10 protein-coding genes are annotated in these 12,293 nt (G+C 68.8%); 2 read left to right on the forward strand and 8 right to left on the reverse strand.

The window, feature by feature from the left end; translation table 11 throughout:
• Positions 1–22 precede the first annotated feature (22 nt).
• The 4 genes from BCR55_RS16775 to BCR55_RS16790 all read right to left on the reverse strand — a co-directional run bounded on the left by BCR55_RS16775 (position 23) and on the right by BCR55_RS16790 (position 5,806).
• Entirely contained in the window at positions 23–1,738 is a 1,716-nt protein-coding gene (locus tag BCR55_RS16775) for a cation:proton antiporter (RefSeq protein ID WP_006403691.1), read from the reverse strand.
• Between the two features lie 143 nt (positions 1,739–1,881).
• Entirely contained in the window at positions 1,882–3,291 is a 1,410-nt protein-coding gene (locus BCR55_RS16780) for a cytochrome c (protein ID WP_065495040.1), read from the reverse strand.
• Positions 3,288–5,066, reverse strand: a complete 1,779-nt coding sequence (locus BCR55_RS16785; protein WP_006410419.1) for a GMC family oxidoreductase — start codon at positions 5,064–5,066, stop codon at positions 3,288–3,290. Before BCR55_RS16785 ends, BCR55_RS16780 begins: the two co-directional genes overlap by 4 nt.
• A complete protein-coding gene (locus BCR55_RS16790) occupies positions 5,066–5,806 on the reverse strand; it encodes a gluconate 2-dehydrogenase subunit 3 family protein (protein ID WP_006402393.1) in 741 nt (246 codons plus the stop codon). The genes BCR55_RS16785 and BCR55_RS16790 overlap by 1 nt, the downstream gene beginning before the upstream one ends.
• 26 nt (positions 5,807–5,832) lie before the next feature.
• On the opposite strand from BCR55_RS16790, the gene BCR55_RS31050 reads away from it, so the two are divergent.
• On the forward strand, positions 5,833–6,234 hold the full coding sequence (locus BCR55_RS31050; protein ID WP_081000699.1) for a hypothetical protein: 402 nt from the start codon (positions 5,833–5,835) through the stop codon (positions 6,232–6,234).
• A 44-nt stretch (positions 6,235–6,278) separates the two neighbouring features.
• On the opposite strand, the gene BCR55_RS16795 is transcribed toward BCR55_RS31050, so the two are convergent.
• Complete coding sequence (locus BCR55_RS16795) at positions 6,279–6,695, reverse strand: DUF3995 domain-containing protein (RefSeq protein ID WP_006410420.1); 417 nt, start codon at positions 6,693–6,695, stop codon at positions 6,279–6,281.
• Positions 6,696–7,008: 313 nt separating this feature from the next.
• On the opposite strand from BCR55_RS16795, the gene ald reads away from it, so the two are divergent.
• The gene (gene ald, locus BCR55_RS16800; RefSeq protein WP_006403699.1) at positions 7,009–8,124 is read left to right on the forward strand and encodes an alanine dehydrogenase; all 1,116 of its coding nucleotides are present in this window, start codon (positions 7,009–7,011) and stop codon (positions 8,122–8,124) included.
• Positions 8,125–8,160: 36 nt separating this feature from the next.
• On the opposite strand, the gene polX is transcribed toward ald, so the two are convergent.
• From polX to BCR55_RS16815, 3 genes are all read right to left on the reverse strand, one after another.
• Positions 8,161–9,924: a DNA polymerase/3'-5' exonuclease PolX gene (gene polX, locus BCR55_RS16805; protein ID WP_053298664.1), complete on the reverse strand. Its 1,764-nt coding sequence runs from the start codon at positions 9,922–9,924 to the stop codon at positions 8,161–8,163.
• A gap of 170 nt (positions 9,925–10,094) precedes the next feature.
• The gene (locus tag BCR55_RS16810; RefSeq protein WP_035956058.1) at positions 10,095–10,487 is read right to left on the reverse strand and encodes a TraR/DksA family transcriptional regulator; all 393 of its coding nucleotides are present in this window, start codon (positions 10,485–10,487) and stop codon (positions 10,095–10,097) included.
• A 394-nt stretch (positions 10,488–10,881) separates the two neighbouring features.
• Complete coding sequence (locus tag BCR55_RS16815; RefSeq protein ID WP_065495042.1) at positions 10,882–12,285, reverse strand: undecaprenyl-phosphate glucose phosphotransferase; 1,404 nt, start codon at positions 12,283–12,285, stop codon at positions 10,882–10,884.
• Positions 12,286–12,293 lie beyond the last annotated feature (8 nt).

Below are 12,293 nucleotides of genomic sequence, written 5' to 3' on the forward strand. Positions count from 1 at the left end.
CGGCGGGCCGCCCCGCCCGCCGTCAATGCGAAGCCGCGACCGGCTTCGCCATCCTGCCGAGCACGTGCTCGGTCATGCCGCGCGCAAGTTCCGTCTCGCCCATGAAGACGGTGCCGATGCCCTCGCTCGCCAGCAGCGCGGCTTCGTCGCTGCTGTTCGTGCACAGCACGACTTCGAGCGTCGGATTCAGCGTGCGCGAAATCTCGACGATCTGCCGCACGTCGAACACGTCCGGCAGCGTGACGACGAGCATCCCCGCGCGCGCGATATGCGCCTGCACGAGCACGATCGGCTCGATCGCGTCGCCCGACACCGCGGCGACGCCGCCGGCGCGCAGCTTCTCGACGATCTCGCGGTTCTGCTCGACGACGACGTACGCGATGCCGTGCTCGTCGAGCGCCCGCGCGATCCGCGTGCCGACCTTGCCGTAGCCGACGATCACGACCTGCCCGGTCAGATGCGTCTGCGGCGTCGACATCGGCAGCGCGGCGAGCGGATCGTCGCGCGCCTCGAGCCGCCGCGCGAACGCCGAGCGCTTGCGGATCCATGCGAGCGCCGGATCGATCGCCGCGAACGCGACCGAGTTCAGCGCGATCGAGATCAGCGCGACCGCGAGAATCAGGTTCTGCCCTTCCGCCGACAGCAGCCCCAGCGAGCGGCCGAGCCCGGCGAGGATGAACGAGAATTCGCCGATTTGCGCGAGCCCCGCGCCGACGATCAGCGCGGTGTTCAGCGGATAGCGGAACGCGACGACGAGCGCGACGGCCGCCAGCGTCTTGCCGATCAGCACGATCGCCGCGACCTCGACGACGTGCAGCGGCTCGTCGAGCAGCACCTTCGGATCGAACAGCATCCCGACCGAAATGAAGAACAGCACCGAGAACGCGTCGCGCAACGGCAGCGTTTCGTCGGCCGCGCGGCGGCTGAATTCCGATTCGCGCATCATCATCCCGGCGAAGAACGCGCCGAGCGCGAACGACACGTCGAACAGCTTCGCCGCACCGAATGCGATGCCGACCGCGGCCGCGATCATGCAGAGCGTGAACAGTTCGCGCGAGCCGGTGCGCGCGACGAGCCACAGAATGCGAGGAAACACGCGCTTGCCGACGATCAACATCAGCGCGATGAACGCGGCGACCTTCAGCATCGTGACGCCGAGCGTGCTCCACACGCCGCCGCCGGCCGCATGCTCGCCACCCGGCGGCGAGCCGCCGAGCAGCCCCGCGACGGGCGGCAGCAGCACGAGCACGAGCACCATGACGAGATCCTCGACGACAAGCCAGCCGACCGCGATCCGTCCGTTCACCGTTTCGACGAGCCCGCGCCCTTCGAGCGCGCGCAGCAGCACGACCGTGCTCGCGACCGACAGCGCGAGACCGAACACGAGCGCCGCGCCGATGCTCCAGCCCCACGCGAGCGCGAGGCCGCCGCCGAGCAGCGTCGCGACCGTGATCTGCACGATCGCGCCCGGCAGCGCGATCTTGCGCACCGCGAGCAGATCGCCGAGCGAGAAATGCAGGCCGACGCCGAACATCAGCAGCATCACGCCGACTTCGGCCAGCTGCTGCGCGAGCGACAGATCGCCGACGAAGCCCGGCGTGCCGGGGCCGATCACGATCCCGGCCAGCAGATAGCCGACGAGCGGCGGCATTTTGAGCAGCGACGCGAGATAACCGAAGATCATCGCGAGACCGAAACCGGCCGCGAGCAACGCAATCAGGCTGACGTCATGAGGCATCCCCCCTCCCTGGTTCGTGTAACGCTTTAGTAAGGTTCAAGAACGAAAGGATAAGGGATGAGGCGGGCAAATGGCGCGCCGCCGCGAAAAATTCACGCGGCGGCGCGGGTCGGACGCGAAGCGCGGCAGGCCGCCGCGCCCGCTCAGCGCGCGGCTTGCGGGAAGCGCGCGCCCGGCGGCGGCTCGGGGCGCGTCGACGGCACGCTCTTGCGCACCTTCGCGACCTGCGCGGCCGTCACCGGCGAGCCGGTGTTGCCCCAGCTCGTGCGGATGAAGTTCGACACGTCGGCCACTTCCTGATCCGACAGGCGCCAGCCGAACGGCGGCATCGTGAACGTCGACGGCGCGGTGCGCGTGCCGACCAGCGCGCTGCCTTCGAGCACCACGTGGATCAGCGACGTCGGATCGTCGCCCTGCACGACCGGGTTGCCGGCCAGCGCCGGGAACACGCGCGTATAGCCGTGCCCGTCGCTGCGGTGGCAGGCCATGCAGTTGTCGCGGTACACGGCCGCGCCGGGCTTGCTTGCGTCGCCCGTCTGCAGCGCCTTCGCGGCGGCCGCATCGTAGACGTGCGGCTGCTCGCCCTGCACGCGCGGCGGCAGCGTCTTCAGATAGCGCGCGATCGCGGTCAGGTCGTCGTCGCTCATGTGCTGCATGCTGTGGCCGACCACGTCCGTCATCCCGCCGAACGCGGCCGTGCGCAGCGTGCGGCCGGTCTTCAGGAACTGCACGATCTCGCCTTCGCTCCACGTGCCGAGGCCGGTGCGCGGTTCGCCGCGCAGGCTCGTCGGCACCCAGCCGTCGATCGCCGCGCCGCCGGCGAGGAAGTCGAGGCCGTCCGCGTCGGTCAGCGCGCGTTCCTGCATCGTCACTGCACGCGGCGTATGGCACGCGCCGCAGTGGCCGAGCCCCTGCACGAGGTAGGCCCCGCGCGCGAGCACCGGATTGGCGTACGGCGTCGCGTCGAACGGCTTCGGCGACGGCGCGAACATCTTGCGCCAGATCGCGAGCGGCCAGCGCATCGACAGCGGCCAGACGATGTCGACCGCGCGGTTCTCGTGCTCGACCGGCGCGACGCCGTGCATGAAGTACGCGTACAGCGCCTTCACGTCGTCGTCGGTCAAGCGCGCGTACGACGGAAACGGCATCGCCGGATACAGCGTGTCGCCGTTCTTGCGCACGCCGGCGCGCACCGCGCGGTCGAAGTCCTCGAGCGACCACGTGCCGATGCCGGTCTTTTGCGCCGGCGTGATGTTCGTCGAATAGATCGCGCCGATCGGCGTGTCGAACTTCAGCCCGCCCGCGAACGGCTTGCCGCCGACCGCGGTGTGGCAGGCGACGCAGTCGCCCGCGCGCGCAAGATACGCGCCGCGCGCGACCAGCGCATCGGCGGACTGCGGCGCGGCTGCAGCCGCGGCCGATGCGGCGGCGGGCGTCGCCGCAGGTTGCGCGACGGCCGCCGCGCTGCCGAAGCCGAGCGCCGCGCATGCAGCGCTCGCGGCCAATGCGCGCGACAGGCGGCGCGCGATACGGTGGGTCACGATCCTCTTCATACGGTCACCAGCGGTGCGGGATTTTTCAGGTATTGCTCGCGGATCGCGCGCGCCGACCAGTACGCGAGCGCCGCGACGATGCCGGTCGGGTTGTAGCCGATGCCCTGCGGCAGCGCCGACGCGCCCATCACGAACACGTTGTGCACGTCCCAGCACTGCAGATAGCGATTCAGCACGCTCGTCTTCGGATCGGTGCCCATCACCGCGCCGCCGACCAGGTGCGTCGTCTGGTACGCACGCGTATCGAAGTGCTTGCCGAACTCGCGCGTCGTTACGCTGATCGCCTTCGGCCCCATCGCTTCCGCGATCTTCTTCATCTGGCCCGTCACGTACTGCGCCATCCGGATGTCGTTGTCCTTCCAGTCGAAGGTCATCCGCAGCAGCGGCTGCCCGTACGAATCGCGATAGGTCGGATCGAGATCGAGATAGACGTCGCGGTACGACATGTTGGTGCCGTGCGCGTCCATCGAGATCGTGTGCGCGTAGTAATCCTTCACCGCCTTCTTCCACGCGGAACCCCAGCCGGGCGTGCCGGGCGGCACCGCGATCCCGCTGACGGGCTTCACGCCCGCCTGGTTCACCCACAGCGGCGAGCCGCCGACGAAGCCGAGCGGGCCGTGATCGAAGTTGTCCGCGTTGAAGTCGTCGACCGCGACACCGTTGCCGCCGGCACCGACGAACGGGTTCGTGAACGTATCGCGGTCGAAGAACGCCTTGATCGTCGACAGGTTCTGGTACGCGAAATTGCGGCCCACGACGCCTTCGCCGGAGATCGGATCGTACGGCTTGCCGATGCCCGACAGCAGCAGCAGATGCACGTTGTGATACTGGAACGCGGCGACGATCACGAGATCGGCCGGCTGATGCACTTCACGTCCGGTCGGATCGACGTAGGTGACGCCGGTCGCGCGCTTCTTCGTGTCGTCGAGGTCGACGCGCAGCACGTGGCACTTCGAGCGCAGCTCGAAGTTCGGCGTCTGCTTCAGCGCGGGCAGGATGTTCAGGTTCGGCGACGCCTTCGAATACATGTAGCACGCGTAGCCGCTGCAGTAGCCGCAGAAGTTGCACGGCCCCATCTGCACGCCGTACGGATTCGTGTACGGACCCGACGTGTTCGCCGACGGCAGCCGGTACGGATGCAGCCCGAGCGACTTCGCGGCATCGTAGAAGCGCTGCGCCGAATACGTGTTGAGCTGCGGCGGCAGCGGAAAATGATCGCTGCGGTTCGCCTCGAACACGTTGCCGTCGCCGACCACCTTGCCGCCGACCTTGTACGCCTGCCCCGACGTGCCGAACACCTTCTCCGCGAAGTCGAAATGCGGCTCGAGTTCGTCGTAGCTGACGCCGGTGTCCTGGATCGTCATCCCTTCCGGAATGAATTTCTTTCCGTAGCGCTCTTCATAGTGGCTGCGCAGCCGCAGCTCCTCGGGCGTGATGCGGAAATGCACGCCGGACCAGTGCAGCCCCGCGCCGCCGACGCCCTCGCCCGGCAGAAACGCGGCGAGCTGCCGATACGGCAGCGCCGTGTCGCTGATGCCGTGGCGGATCGACACGGTCGTTTTCGACAGGTCAAGGAACAGCTTCTTGCGGATGTTGTAGGTCAGCTCGTCGATCGTGTTCGGATACGCGCCGTCCGGATAGGTATCGCGATATTCGCCGCGCTCGAGCGCGACGACTTTCAGTCCTGCTTCGGTCAGTTCCTTCGCGAGAATCGCGCCGGTCCAGCCGAAGCCGACGATCACCGCATCGACATGCGGCTTTTTCTCTGCGGCCATCAGCTACGCTCCCCGTTGATCGACACGGGGCCGTACGGATACGGCTTGCCGTTCTGGTTGACGAAATCCATGAAATCGGCGCGCGCGCCCGGAAAGCCGATCATCTTCCATGCCGCCATGCCGCGATTGCCGCCGTGCACCGGATCGCAGAAATAGCCTTCGCGCGTGTTCTGCAGCAGCTGGCCGAAGAACACGCCGGGCGGCACGTCGTCGATCGGCGCGCTGCCCTTTTCGAGCGCGCCGAGCACCGCGTCGCGCGTCGCCGCGTCGAGATCCGCGAATGCCTTGCCGTGCGTCTTCTCGCAATAGCGATCGACGGCCGCGATGCCGAGGCGGTACACGTCGCGCGGCACGAGCTTCAGCTGATAGCCGAGCTCGGGCACGCCTTGCTGGAACGGTGCCTGCATGTACCACGTCGCACCGTGCGCATACGGCGTTTCCATCTGGCGATCGATGAATTCCGGCACGCCGGCGTCGAGCGCGCCCGGGCCTTCGGCGTCGGCCGGAATCAGCCGGTCGACCGCGGCCTGGACGAACGCCCACTCCTTCGCATCGAAGAAGGTCGGCTTGTACGGCGAACGTTCGGCGTCGGCCGACGCAGCCGACGCGTGGCCGGCCGTCGTCGCGGAAGACGGCGACGAACGCAGGTCGCAGCCGGCGACCGACGCGATCGGCACGAGCGCGACCGACGTGCGCAGAAACCGGCGGCGCGAATTGGGTTTGTCAGATGGGGTAGACATGGTCGGATGTTGGGCGTTGGAGACCGTTGTTCGAACACGCGCATCCCGCATGCGGCGTGCCCGACGGACCGGCCGCGTACGGCAGGCCGTCGTTGTTTTTTCCGTGTGCTGCGAGCAAATTCGACACGGGCGCCGACCGCGCAGGCGGCGGCGCCCTCTCACGCTGCCACGCGCTCGATCCGGCGGCGCGCGGCGGGTTCGACCTCTTCACGGGCCTGATTGGCGGACGGCTCGGGCCTGCCGGCCGCGTCCGTCCGTCGTCGCCATGGCTCTCATTCAACTTAGACGCCGCACTTGCGTGTCGCAAGCGCAACGTGCACGACCCTCATTCGAGACATGGGCGACGAGTGCCGCGCATTATATATGGAACCGGTTCCATTTCTATCGAAACAGATGCAATTGATTGCAGCGAAAACCGCAACAATTGAAAAAACGGGGCGGCGGCCACGTGGGCTGCAGCTCGCCGCAGCGCTCAGCGCCGCCACGCCATCGACGCGATCGACAGCGCGAGCGCCGCGCACAGCGGCGAGTAGTACAGCGTGTCCATCCGGGCAAAGCGCGAGCCGCGAATCCGCTTGAAAAAGCCGACGTAACGGAAATCGCCGACGGCGCGCACCGCGAACATCAATGCGAGTACGACGATCGCGATGCCGCTCGCGCCCGGATAACGGCCCGGCCACACCCACCCTGCGTGCGCGGCGACGACGCATGCCGCTGCGAGCAGCGCGGCCGCGATCGTGCAGGTGCCGGCCGTGCTCGGATGCAGCAACGGCACGCCGTCGTGTTCGGGTATCGCCGCACGCTTGCCGCGCCGTCCGCCGCATGCCCAATAGACGTGGACAAGCGCGATCGCGCAGAGCGTCGGCACGCTGAAATACGCAGCGATCATGTCGCGCGGTTCCTCGTATCGTGTGACAAGTGCTTCGCGTCGTGCCGCTTCGGCGCGCACACGCAACGCGTGTGCATCACGATATCGAAACGCCGCCGTTCGTGCATCGACACGCGCGAGCCGTGCCGCACTGCGGCTTGACTTCGGTCAGCCCGTCGCTACCTTTTAGAGCTGTGCTGCAGTCGCGCGCACGACGCGCGCGCAGCGTCCGGCCGACGGAACGCGCGTCGCACAACGACACGCGCGAACGCAACTGCATCGCCCCATCGATCCGCGGCACGGCGACGATAACGACAACCGTTGGAGACGACTCATGCTGATCGGTGTGCCGAAAGAGATCAAGAACCACGAATACCGCGTCGGCCTGACGCCCGCCGGTGCACGCGAGCTCACGCGGCATGGCCACAAGGTGCTCGTGCAGCGCGGTGCGGGCACCGCGATCGGCCTGCTCGACGACGACTACGTCGCCGCCGGCGCAGCACTGTGCGACGGCGCCGAGGAAGTGTTTGCGCGCGCCGACATGATCGTCAAGGTGAAGGAGCCGCAGCCCGCCGAATGCGCGATGCTGCGGCGCGGCCAGGTTCTGTACGCCTATCTGCATCTCGCGCCCGATCCGGAACAGGCGGCCGCACTCGTGAAGTCTGGCGCCGTGTGCATCGCCTACGAAACCGTGACCGGGCCCGGCGGCGGCCTGCCGCTGCTCGCGCCGATGAGCGAAGTCGCCGGCCGCATGTCGATCCAGGTCGCGGCCACGCATCTCGAAAGCCCGCGCGGCGGGCGCGGCATGCTGATGGCGGGCGTGCCCGGCGTGCCCGCTGCGCACGTCGTCGTGCTCGGCGCGGGCGTCGTCGGCACCGGCGCCTTGCAGATGGCGGTCGGCCTCGGCGCGCGCGTGACGGTGCTCGATACCAACGTGAGCCGGCTGCGGCAGCTCGACCTGATCTTCGCGAACCGCATCGCGACCGTCTGCTCGAATGCGCAGACGATCGACGAAGCGATCCGCGATGCGGATGTCGTGATCGGCGCGGTGCTGGTGCCCGGTGCGTCGGCACCGCGGCTCGTCACGCGCGACATGATCGCGACGATGCGGGCCGGTGCGGTCGTCGTCGACGTCGCGATCGATCAGGGCGGCTGCTTCGAAACCTCGCATCCGACCACGCACGCGGACCCGACCTTCGTCGTCGACGGCGTCGTTCACTACTGCGTCGCGAACATGCCGGGCGCGGTCGCGCGCACGTCGACGTTCGCGCTGAACAACGCGACGCTCGGCCATGCGCTCGCGCTCGCCGACAAGGGCTGGAAACAGGCGATGATCGACGATCCGCATCTGCGCGCGGGGCTGAACGTCTGCGACGGGCATATCACGTACGAAGCAGTTGCACAGGCGCTGCGGCTGCCGTACGTGCCGGCGATCGACGTGCTCGCGTGATCGCGCGACGGCGCGGCACGCGCCGACCCGTTGCGTTCACGTGCCGTTGCGGCGGCGCTGCGCCGGGCTTCTGTCCGCCGCGCGCGCGAGCAGCGGGCGCAGCTGCGCGAGCGTGCGTGTGTTGAGCACGTCGCGCGGCGTCAACCAGCCGCGCCGTGCCTGATCGACGCCGCCGTCGAGATAGCCGAGTTCGTCCGCGCTCATCGCGTCCGATCCGATCGCGACCGGCACGCCGGCCTTCGCGGCCTCGCGGCACCAGACGTCCGGCAAGTCGAGCCGCTGCGGCTGCGCATCGAGTTCGACGCTGCAGCCGCGCGCCGCCGCGTGCGCGATCACGCGCGGCAGATCGACATCGCATCCGTCGCGCTCGCCGAGCAAGCGGCCGGCAGGATGCGCGACGATCGTCAGATGCGGATCGTCGATCGCGCGCAGCATCCGCGCGGTCTGTGCGTCGCGCGGCAGATCGAAGCCGTCGCGCACCGCGCCGACGACGATCTCGAGCCGGTCGAGCACATCGGCCGGCACGTCGAGGCTGCCGTCGTCGCGTATGCCGGCCTCGACGCCTTTCAGCAGCACGAAGTCGTCGAACGATGCGTTGAGCCGATCGATCTCGTCGAGCTGCCGGAGCAGCCATGTGAAATCCGCCGTACGGCCGCGGCCCGCATCGGGCGCGCGATCGGTCACGGCAAGATAGCCGAGCCCGCGCGAACGCGCGGCCCGAGCGATCGCGTGCAGGCTGTCGCGACCGCCGGATGCGTCGGTATGCACGTGGAAGTCGCCATGAAGATCGCTGCGCTCGACGAGCGTCGGCAGCGTGCCGGCGCGCGCCGCGTCGATCTCGCCGCGCCCTTCGCGCAGCTCGGGCGGCACCCACTGCAGGCCGATCGCGTCGTAGACCGACGCTTCCGTCGCACCGGCGATCCGCTCTTCGCCGCGAAACACGCCGTACTCGTTGATCTTCAGCCCGGCCGCCTGGGCGATCCGGCGCAGCGCGATGTTGTGCGCTTTCGAACCGGTGAAGTAGACGAGCGCCGCGCCGAAAGCATCCGCATCGACGACGCGCAGGTCGACCTGCAGCCCGCACGCCAGCACGATGCTCGAGCGCGTCTTGCCCTTCGCGAGCACGCGTTCGACCGCGTCGCCGCGCGTGAAGGCATCGGCGACGGCGGCCGCGTCGCGCGCCGATACCAGAATGTCGAGATCGCCGACCGTCTCGCGACGCCGCCGCACGCTGCCGGCTGCCACCGCCTCGATTACGCCCGGCAGCGCGCGCAGCCGTTCGAGCAGCGGCGCGAGTACGCCGGTCGCGGCCGGTAGCAGACAGCGCCGCGGCGTGCGGCGCAAGCGTTCGTCGAGCGCGTCGAGCAGCTGCGCTTCGGTTTTCGCGCCGAAACCGGGCAGCGCACGGACGTGCCCGTTCTTGGTTTCCACGCGCAGCTGTTCGAGCGTTTCGATACGCAAGGCATCGTGCAGCGCCTTCACGCGCTTCGCACCGAGCCCCGGCACGTCGAGCAGCTGAACGATTGCGCCGGGCAGCGCGCGGCGCAGCGTCTGCTGCAATTCGCAGGTGCCCGTCTGCGCAATCTCGCGCAGCTTCGACGCGAGATCCGGGCCGATCGACGGGATCCGCACGAGCTCGCCGCCGTCGGCGAGCATCGACGGAATGTCACGGCCGTAGTCGGCAATCGTGCGTGCCGCGTTGCGATACGCGCGGACCCGGAACGGATTCGCGCCCTGAATCTCGAGCATGTCCGCGATTTCGGCGAAGACGGCCGCACATTCGGCATTGTGAATCCGCATGATCGGCGTGGCCCCCTTCCACGTAGATGACGCCGTACGGTGTCGATCGTCCGGCATCGCGCCGCCCGCGCGCACAGGCGCGTCGATGCCGGACGCCCGACGCCGGGCGCGCGCTTCCATCGTACGCCCGCCGCGCGATGTGTGCCGCGTCGTCCGACCGCGACGCCGCGTTACAGCGACGCACGCGGCGCCGTCGCGTATCGCCGTTCGTACAGCGCCTGGCAATGCGTGCATCGTTCGGCCGTCGGCCGCGCGCGCAGCCGCGCGTAGCCGACCGGGCCGTCGCAATCGATGCAATCGCCGTAGCTGCCGTCGACCATGCGCTGCTGCGCACGCCGAATCGCACGCAGCTCGGCCAGCTTCATGCCGATCAGCGCGTGATCGACGTCGACGAAAAGATCCGCGTTCGCTTCGTCGCCTTCGTCCGGCGATGCGCCGGCCAGCTCCGCATACGATTCCGATGCGCGCTGGTCTTCGCTCGCGCGAAGCTCCGCGCGCAAGGCCTGCTCGGATTCGTTGAGCCGCTGCAGCAGTGCGTGCCGTTGCCGTTCGTCGAGCGCCATCGTCGTCTCCTGTTCCGGATTTCGCGTACGCCTGCCGCGCACGCGCGGAGGCGCGGCGGCCAACGCGAACGACGCGCGCCGCTGCGACCGGATGCTGCCGCGCGTGCAAGGCACGCCGCGGGCATTCGATGCAGCATAAACCCAACCGGGCGGCACGTGTTGATCCGAACAGGCTGCGCGCGCCGCCCGAGCGGGCGCGGCGCGAAAACCGGGGACGGACGCGAAAACGCGGCGCGCGCGCCTGCCGGAACGTGCGGCCGGCGGCCCTGCTTCGACCTCCGTCCGCATCGTGCGGCTCGGCGTATTGCCGGATGCCGAACGGCACGTGTTGCGCAATCTCGTTGCGCATGCAACGTTCGGCGCAACGCACTCGAGCATGTCGTTCATGAATCGATCAGAACGCATTGCGGCCGATGAAGCCGCGCACGATCGTCATCAGGATGATCTTCATGTCGAACCAGAAGCTCCAGTTCTGCATGTAGAACAGGTCGAACTTCACGCGCGCGGCCATCGCCTCGACCTTGCGCGTCTCGCCGCGATAGCCGTTCACCTGTGCCCATCCGGTGATGCCGGGCCGCACGCGATAGCGGTACATGTAGCAGTCGATCAGCTGCCGGTACAAGTCGTCGTGCTCGATCGCATGCGGCCGCGGGCCGACGACCGACATCTGGCCGAACAGCACGTTGAAGAATTGCGGCAGCTCGTCGAGCGACGTGCGGCGCAGAAACGCGCCGACCGGCGTCACGCGCGAGTCGTTGCGCGACGCCTGCCGCAGCACGCCGGGCTGCTCGCGATGCACGCGCATCGTCCTGAACTTCAGGATATGGAACTCGCGGCCGTCGATCCCCTTGCGGCGCTGCCGGAACAGCACGGGCCCCGGCGACGACAGCTTGACGGCAATTGCGAGCGCCGCCATCAGCGGCATCAGCGGTACCAGCACCGCGGCGGCGAACAGCCGGTCGAACGCGAACTTCGCCCACATCTCCGGTGCGGAACGCGGCGTCGTCGCGAGATTGATCGCCGGCATGCCGAGCACGTCGGTCGCGGAACGGTCGACGACCGACATATGACGTACATCGGGCAGCAGGCGCAATTGCACGAACTCGTCGCGCAGCTCGCGAACGATCCGCTGAATCCGCCATTCGTGCGACATCGGCAGCGTGAGCCACACCTCGTCGATCTCGCCGTCGTGGATCCGCTGCCGCAGCGTGCGCCAGTCGCCGATCACCGGCACGCCGCCGATATCGGCGGCCGCACCGGGCGCATCGTCGTCGAACACGTACGCGGGCACGTACGGCCCCTGCGGCGCGAGCCGCATGCGTTCGATCGCGACGCGGCCGTATCCGGTCGCGCCGACCACCGCGACGCGGCGCCGATGCGCGCGCGCCTCGGGACGCTTGGCCGCGACCGCGAGCAGCGCGACCCTGCCGAGCAGCAGTGCCGCGTCGGCGGCCAGCACGGTCTCGACGATCCACTGCATCGTGATCGTGCCGCCGCGATTCATGATCCAGACGCCCGTCGCGATCGTCAGTACGCTCGCGCACACGATCGCGGCAATCGTGCCGCTCAATGCCTGTTCGCGTTCGCGCACGCTTGCGCCGTTGCCCGTCTCGCGCAGCGCGCGCGGCAGCAGCGCGACGCTCAGCACGCAGAGCAACACGATCGCGCCGCGGCGCGCGTCGGACAGATCGCTCCACGCGAGCCCGCCCGCGGCCTGCGCAGCCAGCGCGCCGGCGAGCACGAGCACGACGTCGGCCGCCGCGATCCCGGCGCGGCGCGCCACACTCGTTCCTCTCATCTCCGCCG

This window comes from Burkholderia sp. CCA53 (genome assembly GCF_001685525.1).
GTDB lineage: Bacteria > Pseudomonadota > Gammaproteobacteria > Burkholderiales > Burkholderiaceae > Burkholderia > Burkholderia multivorans.